Below are 23,982 nucleotides of genomic sequence, written 5' to 3'. Positions count from 1 at the left end.
GAGCGGTGCGCCTGAGGACTCTGCTGCGCGACGCCGTCTGGTGGGCGCAGGACTACGCCTACGCCGTCGCCTGGCAGGTGCGCGGGTTCGTCTCGCGCCGCGCGCCCGACGACTACCTCACCGGAGACCTGCGGCCGATCCTGGTGCTCCCCGGGATCTGGGAGACGTGGTCCTTCCTCCGCCCGATCATCGACCCGCTGCACGAGCACGGCCACCCGCTGCACGTGCTGACGAGCCTCGGCCGCAACGGCCGGCCGGTGGTGCGGACCGCCGAGGACGTCGCCGCCTATCTGGCCGAGCACGACCTCCGCGGAGTCGTCGTCGTCGCGCACAGCAAGGGCGGGCTGATCGGCAAGTACGTGATGACCGAGCTCGATCCCGAGGGTCGCGTCGACCGGATGGTCGCGGTCTCGACCCCGTTCGGCGGCTCGCGGTACGCCGCCTACCTGCCGCTGAAGAGCCTCCGCTCGTTCTCGCCGCGCGACGCGACGACTCTGCTGCTGTCGAGCCGCCCCGAGGCGAACGCCCGCATCACCTCGGTCTACGGACTCTTCGACCCGCACATCCCCGAGGGCAGCAGGCTCGAGGGAGCGGCCAACGTGCGGATCGAGACCGGTGGGCACTTCCGCATCCTCGGCGACCCGGGGACGCTGAAGGCCGTCGTGAAGGCGGTGTCGGCCTAGCCCTCCGCCGGCGGCGGCGTGATCACGGTCGCGTCGTCCGGGCACTCGATGGTGCCGACGGTGCCGTCGCCGGAGTCGTCGCTCGCGACCGGCCCGGCGGCCGAGAAGTACACCTCGAAGCAGAACGCGTCGGCCCCCGCGTCGGGGAACGCCGTCGCATCGACCGGCGTCCGGAACGACAGCGTGCCGAACGCGCCCTCGGGCGTCTCGGCGTCGTAGGAGGCGATGCCGATCAGGTCGACGCCCTCCGCCCCCGCGTCGCTCGCCTCGCGCGCGAACGCGAAGGTGTCGACCTGGGGACCGGTGAGCGACTCGACGAGGGCCGTCACTCTGTCGCGCGACTCCTCGCGCGCCGCGGCCGACGAATCAGCGGTCTCCTCCGGAGCCGGAGCCGTGCAGCCGGCGAGCGCCAGCACCGTCAGGAGGACAGCGGCCGCTCGCGTCTGCTTCACGCCCCCGACCCTAGCGTGACCCTGCGCTCGGCCACCGCGATCCTCCGAGGCATCTCCGGCTCGCAGAATCCCGTTCGGCTCGCAGGAATCGCGGATTCTCACGAGCCCGACGCGATTTCACGAGCCGAAAGCCCTCCGCAGGGGACTGCCGATCAGTGAGCGACGTCGGCGACCGCGAACGCGACTCCCGGAGTGATGAGGATCGACGTCTCGCGCGGCTCCCCCTCGCCCTGGTTGACCGAGAGCCACCGCGACGCCGAGCCGTCGAGCGCCTTCTCGACGCTCTCTCGCACCTCGGCGGCCGTGGTGTCGTGCAGGCTGTACGGCTGGCCGCCGTAGGTGATCTCGACCCGCTTCACAGCACGCCCTCCTCGGTCGGGCGGCTCGCGCCGCGGGGCTCCTCGCTGATGCGGAGCCCGTGAGCGGTGTGCGAGTCCGAGATCAGCTGCCTGATCCACTCGGCGTTGATCGCGGGTGCGCGACCGCCGTGGTATTTGAACCGCAGCGGGATCGCCGGGTGCAGCCAGATCGACGTGCGTCCGTCGCCGACGGCCTGCGAGTCCTTCCACGAGAAGTAGAAGGACTCGTTGCGGGCGAGCTTCGAGCCGATGACGATCTGGAGGTGCGCGAGCAGGCGGTCGTCGAAGTCGGCCTCGAGGGTCGAGTCGTAGATCAGTCGGCCCATCAGAGAGGTGTCCTTTCGAGTTCGCGCCACTGCGACGGAGTCATGGTCGATGGCGGCGTCGCGAGTGTACCGGGCGTGCTGAGGATGCTCAGCGGGCGCCCTCGTCGTCGTGGAAGTGCGGGATGTCGAAGTCGGGCACGTGCATCGCGCCCTCGTCCGAGTCGGTCTCGGTGATCGGACGCGACACTCCGAGCCCGTCGGCCTCGCGTGTCAGCCGTGCCACCAGCTCGTCGTCGACGATCTCGTCGCCGCCGCCCTCCTCCGACTCCGAGAACAGCTGACTGGCCGGCCCGATGAGCAGGGATGCACGGCCGTCACCCCCGGAGGCGCGGCGCACCGGGATCTCGACGGTCATCGAACCCTTCCGCAGGGCGAGAGCCTCGGCGTACCGCACGAGGGCTCGAGCGATCGCCGTGCCGGTGAGCACCGAGCTGCCCGCGTAGTGGATGCGTTCCATACGTCCTTGATACTCCTCGGGTCCGACACGGGCATCCCCGTTGCGCGGCCACCCCGCCCTTGCTAGGTCGCGCCGATCCTGATCGCGCGCCCTCCGAGGCTCTACTGCAGCGCGTCGATGCGCCGGTCGAGCGCATCGCGCACCGCGGGCCACTCCTCCACCAGGATCGAGTGCACCGCGGTGTCGCGCCATGAGCCGTCGGCCCGGCGCTGGTCGTGGCGCAGGACGCCCTCGAGCACCGCCCCCAGACGGAGGATCGCGGCGCGCGACCGCGCGTTGGCGGCGTCGGCCTGCAGCTTCACCCGGGAATAGCCGCTGTCGAACGCGAGCCCGAGCAGGAGCCGCTTCGCGTCCGGGTTGACCGCGGTCGACCAGACCTCCGGGGCGTAGGCGGTCCAGCCGAGGTGCGCCGCCTCCTTCCTCTCGTCGAAGTCGGCGAGGGAGGTGGTTCCGACCACGCGGCCGCCGAGCAGCACCGCGTAGGGGTTCCCGGTCGCCCATGGGTAGTAGCGGCGGACGAACCCGCCGAAATCCTCGAGCGACTCCGGCAGACCGGCAGGTCCGCCTCCGTACCCGCCGGCGAAGACCTCGGGGCGCGCGATCGCGCGGAAGAGAGGCTCGACGTGCTCGTCGGCCAGCGGCTCGAGGACGACGACGCGCCCGGTCAGCGCGGCGGGGACGGGACGGTGGATGCTCACCCGGCCATTCTGGGGTCCCTCGGCGGGAGCGGAGGAGTCCAGACCGCGTGCCAGCATGTGGTCCATGGACAGTGCCGCGATGTTCGAGAGCTCCGCCACCGCGTTCCTCCGCCTGCTCGAGCAGATCGAGGACGACCAGTGGACGCGCCCCGGACTCGGCGACTGGGACGTGCGGGGGCTCGCCGGTCACACGGCGCGCGCGATCCTCACCGTCGAGACCTACCTCCTCGCCGACGACCCCGGGCGCAGCACGATCGACGACGCCCCCGCCTACTACCGTGCGCTCGCCGGCACCGTCGCCGACCCGGGAGAGGTCGCGCGGCGCGGAGTCGAGGCGGGAGTGCGGCTCGGCGACGCGCCGGGACAGGTGGTCGCCGAGGCGATCCTCCGCGCGACGACCCTCGTCGCCGAGCAGCGCCGCGACCGCCTCGTCTCGATCGGCGGCCACGGCATCGGGCTCGGCGAGTACCTCCGCACCCGTGTGCTCGAGCTGGTCGTGCACACGATCGACCTGTCACGGGCGACCGGGATCCCGCACGCACTGCCTGCCGCAGCGGTGGAGGCGTGCTGCGCGCTCACCGGCGCTCTGGCCGCTCGTTCCGGGCGGGCGGAGGAGCTCCTGATGGCCCTCAGCGGCCGCGAGCGGCTCGCCGAGGGCTTCTCGGTGGTCTGACGCTGGAGGCCCGGGACTCAGGCGACGGCGAGGGCCGCGACCGGAGTCACGCGGGTCGCCCGGCGCGCGGGCAGGACCGCCGAGACGACGGTGATCACCGTGCCGACGACGACCACGGCGGCGAGCACGGGCACGGGGATGGCCGGCGCCAGCAGGCCGACGCCGCTCAGCGAGCCGAACACCGCGATCGCGCCGCTCCATCCGTAGGCGATGCCGAGGACGAGACCGAGGAGGGTCGCCGCGACGATCATCTGCGCCGCCTCGAGGACCACCATCGAGCGCACCTGCGAGGCCGTCAGTCCGAGCGCCCGGAGCAGCCCCAGCTCTCGCCGGCGCTGCAGCACGCTCAGCGACAGCGTGTTCACCATGCCGACCGCCGCGAGCACGACCGAGAAGCCGAGCAGCACGCTCATCACCGCGGTGCTGGCCGAGATGAACTGCTCGAGCGCCGCGATCACCTCCGGATTCGTCTCGCCCGAGGCCCGCACGACCGTGCCGAAGGTCTCGGCGGCGACGGCGAACATCGTGACCAGCGTCACTCCGATCACGAGTCCGATGACGGCGCGAGCACTGCGTGCCGGGTTCCGGATCGCGTTGGCCGAGGCGAGACGCGCGACCGGCCCTCGGCCGAACGCCCTCCCCACGAGCGAGGTCAGCGGAGGCAGCAGCACCGGCGCCCCGAGGATCACTCCCGAGAACGAGACCATGCCGCCCACCAGGCCGATCAGGACACCCGCGGGCGAGACGAGGCCCACCACGACTCCGCCCGCGAGGAGCACGAACCCGACGACGACGAGCACGATCGCGACGGCGTTGCGCCCGCGTCGACCGCGCAGCTCGTCGTAGCGCGGCTCGGCGGAGGAGCCCGCGGCCTGGGCCGGAGCGACCTCGAGGACGCGCCGGGAGCCCGACCAGGAGGCGATGACCGTGGAGGCGATGACGGCGAGCACGGGGAGGATCAGTCCCGGCGAGGCGAGAGGGACGTCGAAGCGATCGAGCGCGCCGGTCTGGAACGCGATCTCGGCGCCGCCGGCGACCAGCACGACCGCGACGACCGTGCCGATCAGGGCCCCGAGGGCGCCCTGGCGGAATCCGCCGCGCACGATCTCGCCGCGGAGGGAGCGACCTGAGGCGCCCAGCAGGCGCAGCAGCGCGATCTCCCGCGTGCGGCCCGCGATGACGGTCGAGACCGCGTTGGCCGTGACGATGCCTCCGACGAACACCGCGATGCCGAAGAAGACGGCGCCCACGACGGCGAGCAGGAGGCCGATCGGGCCGATGTCCTCGAGGCCGGCGGCCGCGAAGGCGGCGGTGAGGTCGGTGATGAGCTGCACGAGGATCCCGCCGAACGCCGCCGAGAGCGCTGCGACGGTGACGACCGCGCCTCCGCCCTGCCGCGAACCCGTTCTGACGCCGCTCACGCCGCGCGCTCCATCTCGAGCATGGCGCGCGAGACCTCCTCGGCGCTCATCCCCCGGCGGTCGTCGACGACGACCCCGTCGCGGAGGAACACGATCCGGTCGGCGTAGGCCGCCGCGATCGGGTCGTGGGTCACCATCGCGATCGACTGGCCGTACTCGCGCGTCGAGGCGCGCAGCAGGGTCAGCACCTCCCTGCCGGTGCGGGAGTCGAGGTTGCCGGTGGGCTCGTCGGCGAAGATCAGCTGCGGTCTCGTGGCGAGCGCCCGGGCGATGGCGACACGCTGCTGCTGACCGCCCGACAGCTCGTAGGGCCGGTGGGTGAGCCGGTCGCGGAGCCCGAGCGAGACGATGAGGCGTCCGATCCACTCCTCCTCCTCGGCCGTGACGGAGCGTCCGTCGAGCTCGAACGGGAGGCGGATGTTGCCGCGCACGTCGAGGGTCGGGACGAGGTTGAACGCCTGGAAGACGAAGCCGACGCTGCGGCGGCGGAGCAGGGTGAGCTCGGCGTCGCCCATCCCGGTGATCTCGACGTCGCCGAGGAACACGCGGCCCTCGGAGGCGGAGTCGAGCCCCGCGAGCACGTGCATGAGGGTCGACTTGCCCGAGCCGCTCGGCCCCATGACGGCGGTGAACTCGCCGCGCTCGATCGAGAGGGTGACGCCGTCGAGGGCGACGACGGGAGGCGTGGAGCCGTAGAGCTTGCGCACGTTCTCGACGCGCGCCACAACGGTGGAGGTCTGGTTCTGCATGCCTCCGACGCTACGGAGGCGGGTCCGTCGCGGTCGTCGCCCGGTGGGCCCGCACCGTCATCCGCGTGGGCTCCGGTCGGTCATCCCTCCGGGGGACGGGGGCGGGTCAGCGGGGGCGGTCGGATGGCCCGGTCAGCGGGCGCGGAGGCCGGCGCGGCGGAGGGCGAGGGCGGCCAGGGCGGAGGTGGCGGCGGGGTCGCCCGCGCGCCAGGACGGGACGGCGTCCGGGTGCGCGGCGAGGATGTCGCGCGGCGACGCCTCCGTGAGTGCGCGCAGCGCCAGCAGCTCGGAGCCGGTCGACGTCGCACCGAGCGCCCGCAGCTCGGCCGTGCGCCGCGCGAAGCGCAGGCGCGGCCGCAGCCAGAGCACGGCGAGCAGGAGGAGCGGCAGCCCTCCCACGGCGAGCCCCGCGACGATCGCGAGCGTCGTCGCGAGCTGCTGCTGGTCGCGTCCGGCTGCGGCGAGGACGGCGCCGGCGCCGCTCGCCTCGTCGAACGGCGCCCTGACGGCATCGCCGAGCAGCGGGATCCCGCCGAGCGTCGACCCGGCGTCGCTCATCGTGGTGCCGAAGCCGCTCCCGGCGCTCTCGAGCCGGCGGCCGATCTCGGCGAGCCCGGCGATGAGCGTGCCGACCGCGATTCCGGCCGCCACGGCGATCACCGCGACGGCGATCGCGAGCGCGTCGGCCGTGATCTGCCGCGCGCGCACGGCGGGGAGGTCGGCGTAGATCTGCATGCGCCGATTATCCGGCCACAGGTTGCGCTCGCGTTCATAACGTAGGACCAGTGCGCCGCAGTGATCCGCGATCCGCGAGAACTCGCCGCCACGGAGGTATCGGTCCTACGTTATGAACGGAGAGGGGCCGTCCGCCTGGCACAAGCTCCCTCCACAGGACGCAGGAAGGCCGCTGCCGTCCCGTTCCGGCACTCTCCAGCACCGCCGCATCGTCCATTCCGCGATCGTCGCCGGATGGATCTGTGTGCCGAGCTGGCCCGTCGCGGCGGGATCGCCTCCCGACGCGCGCTCGTCGATGCAGGCGCATCCCCTCGAGAGCTGACGGCGGCTGTTGCAGCGGGCGAGATCGTACGGGGGAAACGGGGATCGTATGCCTCACCTGGCCTGCCCCGCCCCGTGCTGACGGCTTTTCGTCTCGGCGGCAAGCTGGCCGCGACCGATGCCGCTCGTGCTCACGGGCTCTGGGTCCTTCGTTCGAGCGAGCTGCATGTGTGGGTACCGCCGAACACGCCGCGGCACGCGGCCCGGGCAGGAGTGCGCCTGCACTGGGATCCGGCGTGGCCGGACGACGAGCCGCTGCGGGTCTCGATCGGGCACGCCCTCCTGCAGCTCGGCCGCACTGTCGGCGTGGAGGACATGCTCGTCGCACTCGAGTCCGCGCTGGAGAAGCGGCTCCTCGACCGCGACGACGTGGATCTGATCCGTTCCGCCTGTCCAGCGAGACTGCATGCCGTGATCGACTTCGCCGCGATGACGCAGGCAGCGGGCTCGAGACACTCGCGCGCTGGCGCCTGCACCTCAGCGGCATCGATGCCCGGGCCCAGGTCTGGATCGCCGGGGTCGGCCGAGTCGACCTCCTGATCGGCTCGAGCCTGATCATCGAGCTCGACGGCCGCTCCACGCACGACTTCGAGAACGACCGTCGCCGGGACCTGTTCGCCGCCAAGAACGGCTGCGTCACCCTCCGGTTCTCAGCGACGCAGGTTCTGACCGCGTGGCCCGAGGTGGAGGCGGCGATCCGCACCGCGATCGAGCGCGGCCTGCACCGGCTCTGACGTCAGAGCAGGTCGTGCAGCACGACGACCTGCTCGCGCTCCGGGCCGACGCCGATCGCCGAGAAGCGGGCGCCGCTCATCGCCTCGAGGGCGCGGACGTAGTCCTGGGCGGTCTGCGGCAGGTCCGAGAACTCGCGGCAGCCCGAGATGTCCTCCTGCCAGCCGGGGAACTCCTCGTAGATCGGCTTCGCGTGGTGGAAGTCGCTCTGCGACACGGGCACCTCGTCGTGGCGGACTCCGTCGACGTCGTAGGCGACGCACACGGGGATCGTCTCGAGGCCCGAGAGCACGTCGAGCTTGGTGAGCACGAAGTCGGTGACGCCGTTGATGCGCGCCGAGTAGCGGGCGATCGGGGCGTCGTACCAGCCGCAGCGGCGCGGACGCCCGGTGGTGGTGCCGAACTCGAAGCCCTGCCTGCGGAGGTACTCGCCCCACTCGTCGAAGAGCTCGGTCGGGAACGGGCCGGCGCCGACGCGGGTCGTGTACGCCTTGATCACGGCGATGACGCGCTCGATCCGGTTGGGGGCGACTCCGGAGCCGGTGGCCGCGCCTCCGCTCGTCGCGTTCGAGGAGGTGACGAACGGGTAGGTGCCGTGGTCGACGTCGAGCATCGTGGCCTGGCCGGCCTCGAAGAGCACCGTCTTGCCGGCGTCGAGCGCCTGCGCGAGCACGAGGGAGGTGTCGGCGACCATCGGGCGGAGGCGCTCGGTGTACTGCAGCAGATCCTCGAGCACCTGCTCGACCAGGATCGCGCGACGGTTGTAGACCTTCACCAGCAGGTGGTTCTTCTGGTCGAGGGCGCCCTCGACCTTCTGGCGGAGGATGTTCTCGTCGAAGAGATCCTGGATGCGGATCCCGACGCGGTTGATCTTGTCGGCGTAGGCCGGTCCGATGCCGCGGCCGGTGGTGCCGATCTGGCGCTTGCCGAGGAAGCGCTCCGTCACCTTGTCGAGCGTGCGGTGGTAGCTCGTGATGACGTGGGCGTTCGCGCTGACGAGCAGCTTCGAGACGTCGACCCCACGGGCGCTGAGCGCCTCGAGCTCGTGGAAGAGCACCTCGATGTCGACGACCACGCCGTTCGCGATGACGGGCACGACTCCGGGGGTCAGGATGCCGGAGGGCAGCAGGTGCAGGGCGTACTTCTCGTCGCCCACCACGACCGTGTGCCCGGCGTTGTTGCCGCCGTTGAACTTCACGACGTAGTCGACGCGGCTGCCGAGGAGATCGGTCGCGCGTCCCTTGCCCTCGTCGCCCCACTGGGCGCCGATGATGACGATTGCTGGCATGGCGTGTCCTTCGCTGTGGGCGGAGTCGGGGTTCGCCGAGCCTCGGCGGGCCGGCCGGGCATCGGATGCCGCATCCGCGCGGCCAGCCGATCGATTCTAGCGGAGAGCCTCCGGGAGGGCGGGGGCGGATCCATCGTCGAGCAATGCTCTCGAACCCGAAACGACTCGTTCACACGGAGCGCCTAGGTTCGAGAGCGTTCACACTCCACCCATCACGCGAACAGGAAAATGATGCGCTCACTCCGCGCCGCAAGCCTCCTCGCCGTTCTCGCTGTGGGGGCCGCCACCGTCGCCCCCGGCGCGACCGCGGCCACCCTCGACGACGGCGTCGAGCTGACTCTGGTGTCGACGACCGACGTCCACGGTCACGTCTACAACTGGGACTACTTCGCGAACGCCCCGTACGAGGGCGAGGACACCCTCGGACTCACGCGCGTCGCGACCGAGGTCGACCGCCTCCGCGCCGAGAAGGGCGACGACTCCGTCCTCGTGTTCGACAACGGCGACGCCATCCAGGGCACGCCGCTCACCTACTACTACGGTCTCGGCGACGGAGCCGCGGGCGTCCTCGCCGACGAGACGACGCATCCGATGGCCACCGCCTTCAACACCATCGGCTACGACGCCCAGGTCGTCGGCAACCACGAGTACAACTACGGGCTCGACATGCTCAGCGCCTACGAGGGCGACCTGGACGCCCCGCTGCTCGGCGCGAACGTCGTCGACGAGGCGACCGGCGAGCCGTTCCACGACCCCTACACCCTGATCGAGCGCGAGATCGACGGCGAGACCGTCACGGTCGGCGTCCTCGGACTCGTCACCCCCGGTGTCCGCGTCTGGGACAAGCAGTACGTCGACGGCGTGCTCCGCTTCGACGACATGGTCGAGACCGCGAAGAAGTGGGTCCCGATCGTCGAGGAGCAGGCCGATGTGGTCGTCGTGCTCGCGCACACCGGTCAGGGCACGGTCGCCGACGCCGACTACGACCCGGCGGATCTCAACGAGGACGTGGTCAACAACATCGCGACGCAGGTGCCCGGCATCGACGTGGTCGTCGCGGGCCACAGCCACCAGGACGTGCCGCAGACGCTCTACACGAACGTCGCCGGCGAGCAGGTGCTCGTGACGCAGCCCTACTACTGGGCGCAGGGGCTCACCGAGGTGACCCTGAACCTGGTGCCGGATGCGACCGGTGACCTGCAGGTCGACTGGTCGGAGGGTGCGGCTCCGGTCGCGAAGCCTGTGTACGCGCGCGACATCCCCGAGGAGTCGACCGCCGTGCTCGACGCGCTCGCCGAGCAGCACGCCACGACGATCGACTACGTCAACACCCCCGTCGCGGAGTCGGTGGAGGAGCTCTCGGCCGAGACCTCGCGCTACGAGGACACCCCGATCATCGACTTCATCAACTCCGTCCAGGCCGAGACCGTCGACACCGCGCTCGAGGGCACGGAGTGGGCCGATGTCCCGGTCATCTCGCAGGCGTCGCCGTTCTCGCGCACCGCGGTGTTCCCGAAGGGGCAGGTCACCATCCGCGACATCGCCGGTCTCTACATCTACGAGAACACCCTGCGTGGAGTCGAGATGACCGGTGCCGAGGTGCGCGAGTACCTCGAGTTCTCGGCGCGCTACTTCACCCAGGTCGCTCCGGGCGCACCGTTCGACCCGGCGACGGGGACGAACGCGGTCACGCCCGACCGCCCGACCGGGATCCCCGACTACAACTACGACGCGCTCTCGGGCGTGGACTACCTGATCGACATCTCGCAGCCGGCCGGCTCGCGGATCCGCGACCTCGCGCACACCGACGGCACGCCGGTCGCCGATGACGACGTCTTCGTGATGGCGGTCAACAACTACCGCCAGAGCGGCGGAGGCGCCTACCCGGCCGTGGCCCAGGCGCCGATCGTCTACGACGAGCGGCAGGAGATCCGCCAGCTGCTCATCGACTGGGCGAGCGAGCGCGGCGTCATCGACCAGGCCGACTTCTTCGAAGCCAACTGGTCGCTGACGTCGGTCGCGGCGGAGGTGCCGGCCGAGCCGGTGACGCCCGTCACGCCGGTGACGCCCGTCACGCCGACGGGCCAGCCGACGGCCACCGCCGTCCCCGTCGCCGGAGGCTCGCACTCGGGCCCGCTCGCGAACACCGGAGTCGAGTCCGGCGCGTTCCTCGGCGGGGCGCTGCTGCTGCTCCTGTCGGGTGCCGCGCTGCTGATCGTGCGCCGCCGCCACACCGCGTAGCGGAGGCACCGCCGGAGCACCTTCGGCTCGTCAGAACACGTTCGGCTCGCAGGATCCTCGGGATTCCGCGAGCCGAACGTGGTTTCACGAGCCGGAGGCGCGTCACGAGCGGCGCGCGGCCCGCTCCGTGCCGGTCCGCGTGGGGAGGGGACCGTAGCCGTCGCGCACGACGACGACGACGGCCGCGGCGACCGCCCAGACGATCAGGGCGGCGACGACGATGAGGAAGACCATGGCGAACTCCTTGGGACCCGGGCGCTGTCTGCGCCGAGTACGACGATCCGCGTAAGACCCCCTGAGCCGCATCGGGCGATCGCCCTATCGCGCGCGATCCGCGTGGTTCCGCGGATCCACGGCCCTGATCGGCCCGCAGCGCCGCCCGCGGACCGGCGAGCCGGCAGGAGGCGCCGGAAGACTCATGCCCGGCCGCCGCCGCCGCTCCGGAGATAGGGCGACCACCCGATGCCCCCGACCCTGCTGCCGCGCGAGCCTCTCCTCATCGCATCGACGAGAGGACCGACATGATGCTCAGCGAGTACTCCTTCCCCGCCCTCCTGGAGGACAGGGAGCGCCGCCTCGACCGTGCCGCCGAGGTCGAGCGCCTGCGCCGCGAGCGCGAGCCGCGGCGCACCGCGCCCAGGTTCCTGGCACGGCTCCGCTCCCTCCGCCGCCCCGCCCACGCGCGCGCCTGAAGCGCCGCGGGCCGATCCGGTCGCCGACCCGCGGGAAACCGACACCACCCCCGCCGCACGACTCCCGGTGACGGAGGTCGGTGGCACCATGATGCCCATGCCCCTCCTGCTCGCGCCGACCGCCCTCGTGGGGCGCGACGACGACCTGGCGGCGCTGCAGCATGCCTACGAGCGGGTGCTCGTCGACGGCACCCGCACGGTCGTGGTCGGCGGCGAGGCCGGGATCGGCAAGAGCCGGCTCGTCGCCGAGTTCGTGCAGCGGCTGCCGCCCGACGCGCTCCTGCTGCGCGGCCAGTGCGTCGATCTCGATCGCGACGCGCCTCCGTACGCCCCGATCACGGCGCCGCTGCGCGAGCTGGCGCGCGTCCTCGGCTCCGACGAGCTCGCCGCGCTGGCGGGTCCGTCGGCCGAGGGGCTGCGCATCCTCCTTCCCGAGCTGCCGGCGAGCGGTGAGCCCGCCGCCGCCGCTCCTCCCGTGCTCGAGGCGGTCACGGTCGCGCTCGAGGCCGCGTCGAGACTCCGGCCGATCGTGCTGGTCGTCGAGGACCTGCACTGGGTCGACCCGGCGACGATCGGCGTCCTCCGCTTCCTGGTGCGCGTCGCGACCGCCGGGCGGATCCTCGTGGTGCTCACCTTCCGGAGCGATCAGCTGCGCCGGGGCGATCCGCTGCGCGCCTGGCTCCCCGAGCTCGAGCGGAGCGACCGGGTGCAGCGGCGCGAGCTCGCGCGCCTCGATCGCCGCGGGGTCGAGGCGATGGTCGCCTCGGTCCGTGGCGCAGCTGTCGCCGCGCGCGACCTCGCCCTCGTGGTCGAGCGCACGGAGGGGGTGCCGTTCTTCGTCGAGGAGTTCGCGCGTGCCGAGGCCGCGTCGGTTCCCGAGTGCTATCCGGAGTCGCTGCACGACGTCCTCCTCGCCCGCTACGACCGGCTCAGCGAGCCGACGCAGAGGATCCTCCGCACGCTGTCGGCCGGCGGAACGTGCGTCGAGCACGACCTGATCACCGTGGTGCACGGCGACGCCGAGAGCGTCGAGACCGCCGCGCGCGAGGCCATCGCCGGCGGGGTGCTCGTCGTCGAGGGCAGCAGCTACACCTTCCGGCACGCCCTCGTCCGGGACGCGATCCACGACGAGCTCCTGCCGGGCGAGCGGGTCCGCGCGCACACCTGCTACGCCGAGGCGCTCGAGTCGCGGGGGCCGTCCGCCGCCTCCGAGATCTCGTACCACTGGATGGCCGCCCACGACTCCGAGCGGGCGTTCACCGCGTCTCTGACCGCCATGGCCCACGCCCGCGCGTCCTTCGCCCACGCCCTCGCCGCGCGCATGGGCGAGCGGGCCCTCGAGCTGTGGGAGCAGGTGCCCGCCGAGGTCCGCGGTCGCGACCGGGCCGACCTCCTGGGCTCGACCGCCCACCACTTCCGCGACGCGGGCGAGAGCGAGCGGGCGATCGCGCTCGTCGACGAGGCGCTCGCCACCGAGGGTCTCGACGCGCCGCGCCGGGCGACGCTCCTGCGCGACAAGGCGTCCTACCTCGCCAACCTCGGGCAGGTCGGCTCCGTCGTACTGCTGCGCGAGGCGCTCGCGCTCCTCGAGGGCGAGGAGCCGAGCGTGCTGCGCGCGCGGCTCCTCGGCGAGCTCGCCGCTCGGCTGATGCTCGAGGCCGACCTCGACGAGGCCGTCGCCGTCGCCGAGGCGGCGGCCGCCGAGGCCGAGTCGGTCGGGTCGCAGGGCCGGCGGAGTGTCGCCGTGAACATCCGCGGCATGGCGCTGGTCGAGCTGGGCCGGGTCGACGAGGGGCTCGCGGGGCTCGAACTCGCCGGGGTGCTGGCGGGCGGCGACGACTCGGCGCGGCTGCGCTACTGGCTCAACCTCTCCGACGCGCTCTCGCTCCTCGGCCGGTTCCGCGAGGCCGTGGCCGCGGCCGAGGAGGGCGCCGAGCACGCCCGTCGGCACGGGGTCGCGCGCACTCTCGGCGCGATGCTGATGGCCAACACGGCCGACGCCCTCGCCTCGGTCGGGGAGTGGCGCCGCGCCGAGGAGCTGCTCGACCGGGCGCTCGAGCTCGACGCTCCGCTGGGCTTCGCCGCGCACCTGCAGCGCCGGAAGCTGTGGACGATGCTCTGGCGCGGCGACCCGCGGGAGGCGGCCGCCCTGCTGGCGCGATGGCGGCAGCCCCTCAGCAGGCAGCTGCGCACCGAGCGGCACTCGCTCGTCGGTCTCGCGAAGGTCGCCGGCGCGATCGCGCTCGAGAACGGCGATGTCGGAGGCGCGTGGGCCGAGGTCCGAGACGCGATCGGTCCAGAGCATCGTCCGCTCCCCTCCGCCGATCTGCTCCTGCTCGTCGTCGTGGCGCGCATCGTCGCGGCGGCCCGGCGCGAGGGCGTCCCGCTCGTCGATCGTGGGGGCCGACCGGTCGAGGCGGAGGCGCGCCTGCGCGCCATCCTCGCCACGGCGTCCGACTGGCCGACGGCACCCGCGTTCGTCGCGGTGATCGAGGCCGAGCTCGGCGGCGCCTCCGGAGCAGGCGATGATCCCGCCCTCTGGGCGGCGGCCGCCACGGCGAACGAGGCGCCCACCGCGCTCGTGCACCTGCTCCCCTACTCGCGGCTCCGCCTCGCCGAGGCGCTGGCCGCGGCGGGCCGGCGCGAGGAGGCGGAGCGGGAGGCGCGCGCGGCGTGCGCCGTCGCCGAGCGAGCCGGACTCGGGCTGATCGTCGACGCCGTCGACCGCTTCGAGCGCCGCCTCGGGCACGGAGACCCCGCTCCCGGCGGCGAGCTGCTGACCGAGCGCGAGCGCCAGGTCCTCGCGCTGGTCGAGCAGGGTCTCGGCAACCGCGCCATCGCCGAGGAGCTCTTCATCAGCATCAAGACCGCGAGCGTGCACGTCTCGCACATCCTGCGCAAGCTCGGAGCGACGACGCGCACCGAGGCCGCCTACCTCGCGCGGAGGACCACGGCGGGCTGAGGAGCGTGCTCAGCCGCGAGTCCGGCGCGCCCGCCAGACCGAGAGCGCGCCGGTCGACCAGAGCGCCCAGACCACGAGCAGCGGCTGGAAGACGAGCCGGATCGCGCGCGCCGCATCCGTCTCGAGGCCGAAGGCCGAGGTGCGCGTCACGAGCTGCGACACGTTGCCCGGGAACACCGCCACGAAGAAAGCGGCGACCACGACTCCGACGATCACGCGCCACCGCACCGGCACCACGACGAGTGAGAGCCCGAGCGCGATCTCGACCACCCCCGACGCGACGACCACCAGATCGGGATCGAACGGGAGCCACGGCGGCACCTGCGCCTGGAAGGACTGCCGAGCGAAGGTCAGGTGCCCGACGCCCGCCATGACGAGCACGAGACCCAGCAGGACCCGGGCGATCGTGCGCGGGACGGAGCGGCGCCCGCCGGTGGGAGGCGTGGGTGCGGTCATGCCTCCAGTCTGCGCTCCGACCGCACCGCCGCCCGGCCGCGCGCGTCCTGGCGACGCCGCCCCGTATCCTCGATACCGCCGTACCGTCCGCAGACCGTGAAACGAGATCCATGAGCACCCTGCCCCGCCTGATGGCCTTCGACCTCGACGACACCCTCGCCGCCTCGAAGTCCCCGATCGACCCCGAGATGGCCGACCTCTTCGTGCGGCTGCTCAAGGCCACCGAGGTCTGCATCATCTCCGGCGGGCAGATCGCGCAGTTCCGGATGCAGGTCCTCGACCGCCTCGAGGGCGCCGACCCCGCGGTGCTCGCCCAGCTGCACCTGATGCCCACCTGCGGCACGCAGTACTACCGCTTCGACGACGGCGACTGGAAGCAGATCTACGCCGAGAACCTCACCGACGACGAGAAGCAGCGCGCGCTCGCCGCCGTCGAGGAGAAGGCGAAGGAGCTCGGCTACTGGGAGTCCGAGACCTGGGGCCCGATCCTCGAGGACCGCGACTCGCAGATCACCTTCTCGGCGCTCGGCCAGGCCGCGCCGGTCGCGATCAAGCAGCAGTGGGACCCGACGGGCGAGAAGAAGAACACCCTCCGCGAGGCCGTCCAGGCCGTGCTGCCCGACCTCGAGGTGCGCTCCGGCGGCTCCACCTCGGTCGACATCACCCGTAAGGGCATCGACAAGGCCTACGGGATGAACAAGCTCACCGAGCTGACCGGCATCCCGCTCGACGAGATGATCTTCGTCGGCGACCGCCTCGACCCCGACGGCAACGACTACCCGGTGAAGGCCATGGGCGTCGAGTGCTTCGCGGTCGAGGGCTGGCACGACACCGCCGCGTACCTCCGCTCCTTCGGTATCTGAGCGTCGAGACGGCCCGCTCCGGCAGGCCGTCTCGACGGTTCCGCCGTCGCGCGCGTGACCTCGGGCGGGCACCGGCCTACCATCGGACGCATCCACCCGCGGATGCCCACGCGACGTCCGCTCCACCTCGAGCCCGACGGAGAAGCGACATCGGCACGATGGACGACATGATGAAGGCGATGCCGATGACCGGCGGCGCCACGATGGACATGACGGCGATGCAGGCCTGCATCGACGCGTGCTCCGCCTGCATGCAGGCCTGCACGATGTGCTCCGACGCGATGTCCGGCAGGGAGGGCATGGGCCGCTGCGCCTCGATGTGCGCGAGCTGCGCCGACATGTGCACGACCATGATGCGCATGCTGATGCGCCCGATGGGCATGGACCCGATGACGATGCGCCCGATGCTCGAGGCCTGCATCGCGATGTGCCGCGCCTGCATGGAGGAGTGCGCGGGTCACGCCGAGATGAGCGAGACCTGCCGCCTCAGCGCGATGGCCTGCGAGGACTGCATGAAGGCGTGCGAGGCGATGCTCGCCTCGATGGCCACGGCGTGATCGAGTTCGGCGTCAGCGCGCGACGCTGATCACCCGGTCTCCTGCCGCGAGCACGCCGTAGCGCTCGTGCAGCGAGACCGGCGCGCCCACGGCGAGCGCCGACTCCGCGTGGTGCCAGACACGCACCGTCGCGCCCGACTCCCAGGTCACGAGGCCGATCCAGCCGCCCTCATCGACGGAGGCGACCAGCGCATCCACCCAGCCGGTCGGGGTCGCGCGCGCCAGCCGCAGCTGCAGCGCGCCGAGTCCGTGGCCGGCGCGGTCGTGCACGCACATGCCGCCGCGCTCGCAGGCGGTCTCGACCGTGATCTGCAGGCGGGTGCGGGTGGACATCGCGGGACCTCTCGTCGGGGGTGTTCGTCCGAGCCACGCTAGGCGGGCGCCTCCGACGACGCACTCGTGCCCGTCACACGCCGCAACACGCCTCAGCGGTCGTCGTTCAGCGAGCCGCTCGCCGTGCCGTCGAGGGTCAGGCGGAGGCGCTTGGACAGCTTCGAGACGATGATCGCGTGCGACTCGGTCACCAGCTCGAGCAGCAGCCCCTCGTCGACCCGCCCACCGGAGTCGACGGTCACCCAGTGCCGCTTGTTCAGGTGGTACCCGGGCTCGATCCCGTCGACTCCCGCGACCAGGTGCACGACGTTCTCGGGCAGGGCCTTCACGCTCACGACCGGGCGGCCGAACCGCTCCGACTCGAGCGCGAACACCTTGCCGCCGACCTTCCACACCAGGGTCTCGGGGCCGAAGGGACGGCTCGCCTCGGCACCGGGCAGCTCGTTCAGGAGGGTCGCGAGGGAGTCCATCGCCCCATTCTGCTCGCCACGGCCGTCTCCGGAGCGATCGGTAGACTCGTCCGGTCGTCCGAGCAGCCAGTGGAGGGTCCTCCGCTTTCGGCCGGCCAGGAATCGGACCCGACGATGTCAGACCCCCAGGCTCCCCCGCGCTCGGCTCTGCGGCGGGCGACCGGCCGCTATGCGCAGGCCTTCGCGATCCCCGGCTCGCTCGCCTTCTCCTCCTCCGGCTGGATCGGCCGGTTCCCCAAGGGCAGCCTCGCGATCGGCGTCCTGGTCATGGTGTCGAGCGTCTCGGGCAGCTACGCGCTGGGCGGCGCCGTCTCGGGGACGCTGACCCTCTCGCTCGCGGCGGCCGGCCCGCTCTGGTCGCGGGTCATGGACCGCTGGGGCCAGCGCCGCGCGCTCGCCCTGTCGCTCCCGCTGCTGGTCGCCGCCTCCCTCGGCCTCGTCGCCGCCGTGCTGCTCGGTGCGCCGGTCTGGAGCTGGTTCGCGCTCGCCGTCGTCGCCGGGGTCTCGGTGATCGACATCGGGTCCGCCGTCCGGTCGCGCTGGAGCGCCGCCACCTCCGACCCCGCCCTGCGGCACACCGCCTACTCGGTCGAGTCGGTCGCGGACGAGGCCGCCTTCGTCGTCGCCCCTCCGGTCGTGACCCTGCTGGCCACGCTGGTGCATCCGGCCGCGGGCGTCGTCGTGGGCCTGGGCATCGGGGTCGTCGGAAGCGTCGCACTGCTCCTGCAGGTCGGCACACAGCCGCCGCTCGCGCCCGCGGTCACCGACCGCTCGCCGGCGCGGGTGCGCCTCCCGCTCGGACTCGTCGGCATCGTCGCGGTCTTCGCCGCCATCGGCGGGGTGTTCGGCTCGTTCAACGTCGCCGCGATCGCGACGGCCGAGGCGACGGGCGCCGAGGCCGCGTCGGGGCTGCTCCTGTCGGCCTACAGCATCGGCAGCGTGCTCACCGGCGTCGTCGTCGGCGCCGCCCGCCTGCCCGGCACCCCGCGCTCGCGCTTCGTCGTCGCGGGCCTCGTCTTCGGGGTCGTGGTGCCCGTCCTCCTGCTGGCCGGTTCACTGCCCGTGCTCGCCGTCCTCGCCTTCATCGCGGGCCTCGCGACGTCGCCCCTCCTGATCACCGGTTCGAGCCTCGTCGAGACCATCTCGCCGCGCCGCCGCCTGACGGAGGCGCTCGCCTGGCCGCCCACGGGCCTCGCCCTGGGCGTCACCGCCGGCTCCGCCCTCAGCGGCCTCGCCGTCGAGTCGGCCGGCCCCCAGTCCGGCTTCACCGTCACCGCCTCCGCCGCCGCCCTCGGCGCCCTCCTGGCCCTCGCGACCGCCCTCCTTCTGCGCGCCCGCCCCGGTCGCGCCGTTCAGGGCCCGCTCCGGGACGGACCGGCCCCTCGCTGAATCCCGGATCGCTGCCACCCCGCCGCTGCCCGGAGCTGCCCTGAGCCGACTCGCCCCTCCGGGCATCACTCACCCCGCGAGCGTGCCGTCGACGAGCTCCTCGAACTCGCGGGAGTTCCCCGGTCCGTACCGGTACACCGAGACCGAGGCTTCGGTGGTGTCTCCCTGATCCGAGAAGGTGATCGGGCCCGAGAGGCCGTCGTAGTCGATGTCGGTGCCCGCCTCGAGGAGCGCGGCGCAGTCGGCGAACGACGTGCAGACCGTCCCCTCGCGCGAGACCGACTGCAGCTCGTCGCGGATGTCGGCGCTCTCGACCGAGCCCGCTTGCAGGGCGGCGAGAGCGAGGACGATCGTCGCGTCGTAGGACTCGTTCGCGTAGTTGAAGACGGTCAGCGGATCTCCTCCCTGCTGCGCCACCAGGTCCTGCAGCCGCGACTCGACATCGGCATCGGCCTGGCCGCCGGGGTTGGTGAACTGCGCCCCCGCGATGTCGACATTCGTGTCGGCCTCGGTGATGACGCCGTAGTTGCCGTCGGGTCCGTAGAGCTTGTCGAAGTCGAAGCCCTTGGCGGCCAGCTGCTCGGCGATGACCGAGATCTCATCGAACGAGGCGACGACCAGGGCGTCGGGGTCAGTCGCGAGGACCGTGCCGAGCGCCGAGTTGAAGTCGGCGGATCCGGGCTCGAACACGACATCGGCGCCGACGACGGCGCCTCCCGTCTCGAGAGTCGCGATGACGTTGTCGCGGATTCCGCTGCCGTAGGCATCGTTCATCGACAGGACCGAGACGTTCGTCTTCCCGTCGGCGAGGATCTTGTTGCCCAGGATCTGCCCCTGCAGGACGTCCGACGGAGCCGTCCTCCAGAGGAGTCCGTCGTCGTCGTAGTCGGTGAAGTCGGGCGACGTGCTCGCAGGAGAGATCTCGACGACGCCTGCCGCGACGATCTGGTCGATCACCGTCTTCATGACTCCCGAGGAGACCGGCCCGACGATGGCCGCCACCCCGTCGTCGAGCAACGATGTGACGGACTGCGTCGCGATGTCGGTGGTGGTGTCACCCGAGTCCTTGTGCTCGACATCGACGGTCACCCCCGCATCGGCGGCCTCGATGTCGGCGATCGCGAGATCGACCCCCGCCAGCGACGGGGCGCCGATGTAGGCGATCGAGCCGGTCTGCGGGAGCACTGTGCCCAGGCGCAGGTTCAGCCCCTCAGACTCGGCCGGCTCGGCGGCGCTCGTGGTGCTGCACCCGGCGAGCGCCGCAGTGAGGAGGATCGCGGCGCCGAGCGCGGCGGGCCGGGTCCGTCGAGCGGTGGGGGGAAGCGGGTTCATGGTGTCCTCCGGAGAAGGGATGGGGGTCAGAGGGAGGGACGATCGGACACGATCGGCGCGTGGGAGCCGAAGACCGCGAAATGGTAGAGGAGGTAGGCAGCCAGAGTCGTGGTGGCCCCGGCCAGGTCGACGAGCGGGTTCACCTCGGTGAGAGCGAGACCGTCGCAGTGCGGGGCGAGCAGCCGGACGACCTCGAGAGCGTCGGTCGAAGTCAGACCGCCGGGCTCGTGTGCTCCGGACCCGGGGGCGAAGGCGGGATCGATCGAGTCGATGTCGAAGGAGAGGAAGAGGTGGTCCGTGTCTCCCACCCGCTCCAGGATCGCCTCGGCCGCAGCGGCCGGACCGAGAGCCTGGAACTCGCGCGAGCTGATGTGGCGGAGGCCGTGCTCTCGCTTGAAGCCTCCCGAACTGGGGAAGTTGAAGTGGCGCGACCCGACCTGGATGCAGGTCGCGGGTGCGACGCGGTCGAGCTCGAGCGAGCGGCGCATGCCGCTCGACTGACTGAGACTGCCCTGATGGGGGTTCCGATCCAGCAGGTCGAGGTGCGCGTCGAAGTGCACCACCCCGACCGATCCCTCCGTCGCATCGTGGAGGCCGCGCACGACGGGGAAGAAGAGGGAGTCGTCTCCTCCGAGGACGATCGGGACCCTCCCCGCACGCACCGACTCCGACACTGCGGCCGAGCAGGCGTCGATCGTCGTCTCGAGATCGAAAGGGGTCACCTCGACATCGCCGCGGTCGATGATCAGGTCGTCGCCGATGTGATGCAGCGCGTCGGTCTCGAGCGAGTAGACGACGCCGTCCTGGACGCGCTGGGTGATCCACCCGAGCGACTCCCGGATCCGGGCCGGTGCGTATCGGGAGCCGGGACGTCCGAGCGTCGAGCCGCCGTCGAACGGGACGCCCCACAGGTCGAATCGGCGCGGGGACTCGGCGGGCGTGGTCATGGGTCTCCTCCCGTCAACCGAGGAGCGGTCCTCGTGCTGTGAGGAGAGTCTGGAGGCGGCAGTCGCCGCGCGCACTGGACATCCGGTCGACTCCGAACACCTCGTCCGGCCCTGGCGTCCCGTCGGCCTCAGGAGTCGAGGCCGATGGAGTCCTCGATGAGCAGCGCCAACCACAGTTCCATCCGGGCGTAGGCGGCGTCGGGGTCGCGACCGGTGGCCTCGGCCACGCGATCCATGCGTGCCCGCAGCGTGTGGCGGTGCACGCCGAGCTCCTGCGCGGCCTCACCCCAGCGGCCGTTCGCGGCGAGGAACACCTCGAGCGTGCGCCGCAGGTCGTGCTCGCGCCCGCCGCCGCGGGTGAGCGGTCCGAGCGTCTTCGACACGAAGCCCCGCAGTGCCGAGGGCGCCGTGGACCGGAGCAGCATCTGCAGGGCGGCGAACTCAGCGAACTCCGTCACGGCCCTGCCGTCCGCGCGCCCGAGGAGGGCGGCGTGCCTCGCCGCCCGGTGATTGCGCAGCAGGTCGCCCAGCTGCAGCGCGTCGCCGATCCCGAGCGCGGTACCGGCGCTGGTGGCCGCCATCCCCCGCAGTGCCGTGAGAATGTCGGCGTCCTCAGTGAAGGCGACCACGATCGCGGGTCCTTCCGCGTACCGGGTGAGTGCGGCCGCCGCGGTCGCCTCCGAGCTCGCCAGGAGCAGGATCACCTCCTCCAACCGCGCGTCGGCATCCTCCTCCGCGACGAGGATCACGCAGACCCGCACTGCAGCGTCGGCGAGACCCCACGCGGCGAACTGCGCGAGCGCATCACTCGAGAGCTCGTCCGACGCCAGAACGCGCTCGAGCACGCGAGCACGCTGCCGGTAGAGCCGATCGGCCAGGCGACCCGCCCTCTCGAGCTCGAGCGTCAGGAGGCTGATCGCCGCGGTGAGGACGCTGCGCTCGTACGCCCCCAGAGCGCGATCCAGCCCGGCCAGGAGGAAGCCCCGCAGCGTGCCTCCGAGTGCGAGCGGCTGCACGACGGTCGAGGTGCCCGGCGTGAGGATCGAGGCCGCCGAGGGGCCGCCGTGCTCGCGCGCTCGCGCCAGGTCGGCGAGCAGCTCGGGCACTCGCTCCGCGGCCTGAGGGGGCCACGCGTGCACGACCTCCCCAGCGACCGTCGTCTGCGCCACCCAGCCGCCGAGGTGGCGGGAGAGCTCCTTCACGAAGTCGCTGCCCGCTCCCAGCGCTGCGCGGGTCAGGTCCTGCTGGGCGGCGAGGGCTCGGCCGATCGCCTCGTAGCGGTCGGCGGAGACGACCGAGGACACCGCCTCCGAGATGGCCATGTAGGGGGTGTCGACGGGAACGCGCAGGAGAGGGATCCCCGTCCGGTCCGCCTCGGCGACCATCTCGCCCGGAACATCGTCGAAACCGAATCCGACCCCGAAGCCGATACCGGCGAGCCCGGCGTCGGACAGCCGGCGGACGTAGTCGCGCAGGTCGACGCCGGGCTCGAGGCGCAGGCCCGTGACCAGGAGGAGTTCCCCGCCCTGCAGCCATGGAGTCGGATCGACGACCTCGGAGACATGCACCCAGCGGATCTCCCGGCCCACCCCGCCGCGGCCCGCGACGAGGTCGAGCGCGAGGTCGGGAAGAGCGCAGATGTCGGCGATCGTGACGGGCATTCTTCTCCTCGCGTCGCGCTGAGCCTAGGACGCTCGAGGCGTCCCCCCTGGGTACCGCTCGCGCTGAAGCGCGGCCCCCCGGGTACTGCTCGCGCTGAAAGCGCGGCCCCCTGGCCACTGCTCGCGCTGAAAGCGCGGCCCCCTGAGGGCTCGTGCCGCAGGCACGGCCACCCCTGCAACCGTGTGCGGATCAGCGCTCAGTTGCGGTGATCGCAAGGCGGAGGAGGAAGTCGTAGCGGAGCTACGGCGCCCGACGACAACGCCGCGAGCGCCGTGACTGAGCGCTAATCCGCCCCGAGGATGACGATGGCGGCGGTGGGGGGAAGTGCATCCTCGTGGTACCGCTCGATCTCGGGGATGGCGGCCGGGTCGGCCTGCTGGAGGAAGCCGGTGAGGCGGTCGACCTCGTCGGTCTCGCCGATGGATTCGGCGGCGCGGCGGAGGGCGTAGAGCGCGAGGAGGAAGCCGCGGTTGGGTCCGTGACGCCAGGGGATCGGGCCTTGGCCGCGCCAGCCAGCGGTGCGGAGCAGGTCGAGGCCGCGGTGGTAGCCGACGCGCGCGTAGGCGTAGGACGGCAGCGCGGCGTCGATGCCCCAGACACTGTCGGCCAGGAGGGCCCACGCGAGCGGGGAGCGCGGGTGCGCCGCTGCGAGCGCGGCGAACTCGACGGCTCCGGGGTTCGCGTGCTTGGCGAGCGCCGCGGTCACCGCGGGCTCGTCGGGGAGGAGGGTCGGTTCGGGGCCCAGCAGGTTCTCGCCACTCATGCCCCCAGGCTAGCCCGCTCCCCCTGTGCCGGTCCGGGGAGCCGGTTGCGATCCGCGTTCCGGGCGCCGTGTCCGGCCCGGGTTCTCCGCTCCGCCGATGTGCGTCTTCTGTCCGCTGCTCCCGCTGCGGCTTCTCCGGGTGTCGTGCCGCAGCGGGAGGAGACGGTGGCCTACTGGGCCGATCCGCACTTCGAACAGCGGGCTTTGCCGCCGTTGTCGCGCTCGATGGCTTCTCCACAGCAATTCGACTTGGCCATTGTGATCCTCCTGTGATGTTCCGGGACGAGAGAGACCCTCCTGGTCTCACTCCGGGGCTGTCGGCCACCCTGCGGGCGGTCGCGCAGCGGGGTCGCGATCGGGCTCGAGCCCGCGCGTTCTCAGTGCGGCTTCACCAGTGGGTTGGGCTGGTGGGGGCCGGGGG

General features: G+C 72.2%; 27 protein-coding genes. 10 read left to right on the top strand and 17 right to left on the bottom strand.

Going from position 1 to position 23,982, the window contains the following annotated elements; all coding sequences use genetic code 11:
* Window positions 1-5 precede the first annotated feature (5 nt).
* Window positions 6-683 carry an esterase/lipase family protein gene (locus ASG06_RS06995; protein ID WP_327205484.1) on the top strand — a complete coding sequence of 226 codons (678 nt, stop codon included), beginning with the start codon at window positions 6-8 and terminating at the stop codon, window positions 681-683.
* On the opposite strand, the gene ASG06_RS06990 is transcribed toward ASG06_RS06995, so the two are convergent.
* From ASG06_RS06990 to ASG06_RS06970, 5 genes are all read right to left on the bottom strand, one after another.
* A complete protein-coding gene (locus ASG06_RS06990; RefSeq protein ID WP_056040173.1) occupies window positions 680-1,135 on the bottom strand; it encodes a hypothetical protein in 456 nt (151 codons plus the stop codon). The genes ASG06_RS06995 and ASG06_RS06990 overlap by 4 nt on opposite strands.
* Before the next feature lie 152 nt (window positions 1,136-1,287).
* Window positions 1,288-1,494: a hypothetical protein gene (locus ASG06_RS06985; protein WP_056040171.1), complete on the bottom strand. Its 207-nt coding sequence runs from the start codon at window positions 1,492-1,494 to the stop codon at window positions 1,288-1,290.
* The gene (locus ASG06_RS06980; RefSeq protein WP_056040169.1) at window positions 1,491-1,820 is read right to left on the bottom strand and encodes a DUF7882 family protein; all 330 of its coding nucleotides are present in this window, start codon (window positions 1,818-1,820) and stop codon (window positions 1,491-1,493) included. The genes ASG06_RS06985 and ASG06_RS06980 overlap by 4 nt, the downstream gene beginning before the upstream one ends.
* An 88-nt stretch (window positions 1,821-1,908) precedes the next feature.
* The gene (locus ASG06_RS06975) at window positions 1,909-2,277 is read right to left on the bottom strand and encodes a hypothetical protein (RefSeq protein ID WP_056040167.1); all 369 of its coding nucleotides are present in this window, start codon (window positions 2,275-2,277) and stop codon (window positions 1,909-1,911) included.
* A 101-nt stretch (window positions 2,278-2,378) separates the two neighbouring features.
* The gene (locus ASG06_RS06970; protein ID WP_056040576.1) at window positions 2,379-2,975 is read right to left on the bottom strand and encodes a GNAT family N-acetyltransferase; all 597 of its coding nucleotides are present in this window, start codon (window positions 2,973-2,975) and stop codon (window positions 2,379-2,381) included.
* A 64-nt stretch (window positions 2,976-3,039) separates the two neighbouring features.
* Between ASG06_RS06970 and ASG06_RS06965 the strand changes: the two genes are divergently transcribed.
* A complete protein-coding gene (locus ASG06_RS06965) occupies window positions 3,040-3,648 on the top strand; it encodes a maleylpyruvate isomerase family mycothiol-dependent enzyme (RefSeq protein ID WP_162239010.1) in 609 nt (202 codons plus the stop codon).
* Window positions 3,649-3,665: 17 nt separating this feature from the next.
* On the opposite strand, the gene ASG06_RS06960 is transcribed toward ASG06_RS06965, so the two are convergent.
* The 3 genes from ASG06_RS06960 to ASG06_RS19910 form a co-directional block, all read right to left on the bottom strand.
* On the bottom strand, window positions 3,666-5,069 hold the full coding sequence (locus tag ASG06_RS06960; RefSeq protein ID WP_056040163.1) for an ABC transporter permease: 1,404 nt from the start codon (window positions 5,067-5,069) through the stop codon (window positions 3,666-3,668).
* A complete protein-coding gene (locus ASG06_RS06955; RefSeq protein WP_056040161.1) occupies window positions 5,066-5,818 on the bottom strand; it encodes an ABC transporter ATP-binding protein in 753 nt (250 codons plus the stop codon). Before ASG06_RS06955 ends, ASG06_RS06960 begins: the two co-directional genes overlap by 4 nt.
* Window positions 5,819-5,950: 132 nt before the next feature.
* Window positions 5,951-6,553: a hypothetical protein gene (locus tag ASG06_RS19910; protein ID WP_056040159.1), complete on the bottom strand. Its 603-nt coding sequence runs from the start codon at window positions 6,551-6,553 to the stop codon at window positions 5,951-5,953.
* Between the two features lie 234 nt (window positions 6,554-6,787).
* On the opposite strand from ASG06_RS19910, the gene ASG06_RS20475 reads away from it, so the two are divergent.
* Together ASG06_RS20475 and ASG06_RS20685 are read left to right on the top strand one after the other, a co-directional pair.
* Entirely contained in the window at window positions 6,788-7,414 is a 627-nt protein-coding gene (locus ASG06_RS20475; RefSeq protein WP_231727633.1) for a type IV toxin-antitoxin system AbiEi family antitoxin domain-containing protein, read from the top strand.
* Window positions 7,345-7,608, top strand: coding sequence for an endonuclease domain-containing protein (locus tag ASG06_RS20685; RefSeq protein ID WP_442965601.1), 264 nt, complete (start codon window positions 7,345-7,347; stop codon window positions 7,606-7,608). The genes ASG06_RS20475 and ASG06_RS20685 overlap by 70 nt, the downstream gene beginning before the upstream one ends.
* Before the next feature lie 2 nt (window positions 7,609-7,610).
* On the opposite strand, the gene ASG06_RS06940 is transcribed toward ASG06_RS20685, so the two are convergent.
* On the bottom strand, window positions 7,611-8,894 hold the full coding sequence (locus ASG06_RS06940) for an adenylosuccinate synthase (RefSeq protein ID WP_056040155.1): 1,284 nt from the start codon (window positions 8,892-8,894) through the stop codon (window positions 7,611-7,613).
* A gap of 231 nt (window positions 8,895-9,125) precedes the next feature.
* Between ASG06_RS06940 and ASG06_RS06935 the strand changes: the two genes are divergently transcribed.
* Window positions 9,126-11,135, top strand: coding sequence for a bifunctional metallophosphatase/5'-nucleotidase (locus ASG06_RS06935; RefSeq protein ID WP_082499046.1), 2,010 nt, complete (start codon window positions 9,126-9,128; stop codon window positions 11,133-11,135).
* Window positions 11,136-11,237: 102 nt separating this feature from the next.
* On the opposite strand, the gene ASG06_RS20595 is transcribed toward ASG06_RS06935, so the two are convergent.
* The gene (locus tag ASG06_RS20595; protein ID WP_268788310.1) at window positions 11,238-11,369 is read right to left on the bottom strand and encodes a hypothetical protein; all 132 of its coding nucleotides are present in this window, start codon (window positions 11,367-11,369) and stop codon (window positions 11,238-11,240) included.
* A gap of 287 nt (window positions 11,370-11,656) precedes the next feature.
* On the opposite strand from ASG06_RS20595, the gene ASG06_RS19900 reads away from it, so the two are divergent.
* Together ASG06_RS19900 and ASG06_RS06930 are read left to right on the top strand one after the other, a co-directional pair.
* Entirely contained in the window at window positions 11,657-11,827 is a 171-nt protein-coding gene (locus tag ASG06_RS19900) for a hypothetical protein (protein ID WP_156465891.1), read from the top strand.
* Between the two features lie 97 nt (window positions 11,828-11,924).
* Window positions 11,925-14,789, top strand: a complete 2,865-nt coding sequence (locus tag ASG06_RS06930) for an ATP-binding protein (RefSeq protein ID WP_162239008.1) — start codon at window positions 11,925-11,927, stop codon at window positions 14,787-14,789.
* A 9-nt stretch (window positions 14,790-14,798) separates the two neighbouring features.
* On the opposite strand, the gene ASG06_RS06925 is transcribed toward ASG06_RS06930, so the two are convergent.
* On the bottom strand, window positions 14,799-15,245 hold the full coding sequence (locus tag ASG06_RS06925; RefSeq protein WP_056040150.1) for a DoxX family protein: 447 nt from the start codon (window positions 15,243-15,245) through the stop codon (window positions 14,799-14,801).
* A gap of 110 nt (window positions 15,246-15,355) precedes the next feature.
* On the opposite strand from ASG06_RS06925, the gene ASG06_RS06920 reads away from it, so the two are divergent.
* Window positions 15,356-16,108 (top strand): HAD-IIB family hydrolase, encoded by a 753-nt coding sequence (locus ASG06_RS06920; protein ID WP_056040148.1) that lies wholly within the window; start codon window positions 15,356-15,358, stop codon window positions 16,106-16,108.
* A 167-nt stretch (window positions 16,109-16,275) separates the two neighbouring features.
* A complete protein-coding gene (locus ASG06_RS06915) occupies window positions 16,276-16,665 on the top strand; it encodes a four-helix bundle copper-binding protein (protein ID WP_231727632.1) in 390 nt (129 codons plus the stop codon).
* 12 nt (window positions 16,666-16,677) lie between these two features.
* On the opposite strand, the gene ASG06_RS06910 is transcribed toward ASG06_RS06915, so the two are convergent.
* Window positions 16,678-16,998: a hypothetical protein gene (locus tag ASG06_RS06910; protein ID WP_056040145.1), complete on the bottom strand. Its 321-nt coding sequence runs from the start codon at window positions 16,996-16,998 to the stop codon at window positions 16,678-16,680.
* Between the two features lie 92 nt (window positions 16,999-17,090).
* Complete coding sequence (locus ASG06_RS06905) at window positions 17,091-17,468, bottom strand: MmcQ/YjbR family DNA-binding protein (RefSeq protein WP_056040143.1); 378 nt, start codon at window positions 17,466-17,468, stop codon at window positions 17,091-17,093.
* A gap of 114 nt (window positions 17,469-17,582) precedes the next feature.
* On the opposite strand from ASG06_RS06905, the gene ASG06_RS06900 reads away from it, so the two are divergent.
* The gene (locus ASG06_RS06900) at window positions 17,583-18,857 is read left to right on the top strand and encodes an MFS transporter (RefSeq protein WP_056040141.1); all 1,275 of its coding nucleotides are present in this window, start codon (window positions 17,583-17,585) and stop codon (window positions 18,855-18,857) included.
* 69 nt (window positions 18,858-18,926) lie between these two features.
* Here ASG06_RS06900 and ASG06_RS06895 read toward each other — a convergent pair whose 3' ends face one another.
* The 4 genes from ASG06_RS06895 to ASG06_RS06880 form a co-directional block, all read right to left on the bottom strand.
* A complete protein-coding gene (locus tag ASG06_RS06895; protein WP_056040139.1) occupies window positions 18,927-20,189 on the bottom strand; it encodes an ABC transporter substrate-binding protein in 1,263 nt (420 codons plus the stop codon).
* A 26-nt stretch (window positions 20,190-20,215) separates the two neighbouring features.
* A complete protein-coding gene (locus ASG06_RS06890; protein WP_056040137.1) occupies window positions 20,216-21,136 on the bottom strand; it encodes an arginase family protein in 921 nt (306 codons plus the stop codon).
* A gap of 128 nt (window positions 21,137-21,264) precedes the next feature.
* Window positions 21,265-22,797, bottom strand: a complete 1,533-nt coding sequence (locus ASG06_RS06885) for a PucR family transcriptional regulator (protein ID WP_056040136.1) — start codon at window positions 22,795-22,797, stop codon at window positions 21,265-21,267.
* Window positions 22,798-23,081: 284 nt separating this feature from the next.
* Window positions 23,082-23,561: a DUF3151 domain-containing protein gene (locus ASG06_RS06880; RefSeq protein WP_056040134.1), complete on the bottom strand. Its 480-nt coding sequence runs from the start codon at window positions 23,559-23,561 to the stop codon at window positions 23,082-23,084.
* Between the last annotated feature and the right edge of the window lie 421 nt (window positions 23,562-23,982).

Source organism: Rathayibacter sp. Leaf185 (assembly GCF_001423885.1).
Classification (GTDB): domain Bacteria; phylum Actinomycetota; class Actinomycetes; order Actinomycetales; family Microbacteriaceae; genus Rathayibacter.
This window is presented reverse-complemented; position numbering and strand designations above follow the sequence as displayed.

Bases quoted from the DNA above. Each gene is read 5' to 3' on its own strand.
- ASG06_RS06890 (WP_056040137.1), bottom strand. From the start codon at position 21,136: ATGACCACGCCCGCCGAGTCCCCGCGCCGATTCGACCTGTGGGGCGTC.
- ASG06_RS06940 (WP_056040155.1), bottom strand. From the start codon at position 8,894: ATGCCAGCAATCGTCATCATCGGCGCCCAGTGGGGCGACGAGGGCAAG.
- ASG06_RS19900 (WP_156465891.1), top strand. From the start codon at position 11,657: ATGATGCTCAGCGAGTACTCCTTCCCCGCCCTCCTGGAGGACAGGGAG.
- ASG06_RS20595 (WP_268788310.1), bottom strand. From the start codon at position 11,369: ATGGTCTTCCTCATCGTCGTCGCCGCCCTGATCGTCTGGGCGGTCGCC.
- ASG06_RS06930 (WP_162239008.1), top strand. From the start codon at position 11,925: ATGCCCCTCCTGCTCGCGCCGACCGCCCTCGTGGGGCGCGACGACGAC.
- ASG06_RS06975 (WP_056040167.1), bottom strand. From the start codon at position 2,277: ATGGAACGCATCCACTACGCGGGCAGCTCGGTGCTCACCGGCACGGCG.
- ASG06_RS06910 (WP_056040145.1), bottom strand. From the start codon at position 16,998: ATGTCCACCCGCACCCGCCTGCAGATCACGGTCGAGACCGCCTGCGAG.
- ASG06_RS20475 (WP_231727633.1), top strand. From the start codon at position 6,788: ATGGATCTGTGTGCCGAGCTGGCCCGTCGCGGCGGGATCGCCTCCCGA.
- ASG06_RS06885 (WP_056040136.1), bottom strand. From the start codon at position 22,797: ATGCCCGTCACGATCGCCGACATCTGCGCTCTTCCCGACCTCGCGCTC.
- ASG06_RS06895 (WP_056040139.1), bottom strand. From the start codon at position 20,189: ATGAACCCGCTTCCCCCCACCGCTCGACGGACCCGGCCCGCCGCGCTC.
- ASG06_RS19910 (WP_056040159.1), bottom strand. From the start codon at position 6,553: ATGCAGATCTACGCCGACCTCCCCGCCGTGCGCGCGCGGCAGATCACG.
- ASG06_RS06955 (WP_056040161.1), bottom strand. From the start codon at position 5,818: ATGCAGAACCAGACCTCCACCGTTGTGGCGCGCGTCGAGAACGTGCGC.
- ASG06_RS06880 (WP_056040134.1), bottom strand. From the start codon at position 23,561: ATGAGTGGCGAGAACCTGCTGGGCCCCGAACCGACCCTCCTCCCCGAC.
- ASG06_RS06980 (WP_056040169.1), bottom strand. From the start codon at position 1,820: ATGGGCCGACTGATCTACGACTCGACCCTCGAGGCCGACTTCGACGAC.
- ASG06_RS06900 (WP_056040141.1), top strand. From the start codon at position 17,583: ATGTCAGACCCCCAGGCTCCCCCGCGCTCGGCTCTGCGGCGGGCGACC.
- ASG06_RS06905 (WP_056040143.1), bottom strand. From the start codon at position 17,468: ATGGACTCCCTCGCGACCCTCCTGAACGAGCTGCCCGGTGCCGAGGCG.
- ASG06_RS06915 (WP_231727632.1), top strand. From the start codon at position 16,276: ATGATGAAGGCGATGCCGATGACCGGCGGCGCCACGATGGACATGACG.
- ASG06_RS06925 (WP_056040150.1), bottom strand. From the start codon at position 15,245: ATGACCGCACCCACGCCTCCCACCGGCGGGCGCCGCTCCGTCCCGCGC.
- ASG06_RS06935 (WP_082499046.1), top strand. From the start codon at position 9,126: ATGCGCTCACTCCGCGCCGCAAGCCTCCTCGCCGTTCTCGCTGTGGGG.
- ASG06_RS06965 (WP_162239010.1), top strand. From the start codon at position 3,040: ATGGACAGTGCCGCGATGTTCGAGAGCTCCGCCACCGCGTTCCTCCGC.
- ASG06_RS06920 (WP_056040148.1), top strand. From the start codon at position 15,356: ATGAGCACCCTGCCCCGCCTGATGGCCTTCGACCTCGACGACACCCTC.